General features: G+C 55.0%; 1 protein-coding gene. It reads right to left on the bottom strand.

The annotated features are described in order from the left end of the window. Positions 1-251, bottom strand: a 251-nt coding sequence (locus tag H6B10_RS16345) for a methylenetetrahydrofolate reductase (protein ID WP_204652460.1), incomplete at both ends; no start/stop codon positions are given.

The raw sequence follows: 251 nt of genomic DNA, 5'->3' as shown, positions 1-251 counted from the left end.
CGCACCGCCCTCAATCAAATCACGAAGCTGACGAATGGAATAGTCAATACCTGCGTCATACAAGGCAGCCGGGTCATCCTGCCAACGGGAAATCATCCGTGTAAACTCCGAAGGCAGGCTGGCCGAGGAGAGTGCCACGGTGCGTTCGATCTGACTGCGTTTTACAATCGGCATCACACCGGCCGAAACCGGCAGCGTAATGCCCGCCCGTCTGGCAAGGTTCAGGAACCGATAGAAATGCATATTGTCAA

It is taken from the genome of Gemmiger formicilis (assembly GCF_016901605.1).
Lineage (GTDB): Bacteria > Bacillota > Clostridia > Oscillospirales > Ruminococcaceae > Gemmiger > Gemmiger formicilis_B.
This window is presented reverse-complemented; position numbering and strand designations above follow the sequence as displayed.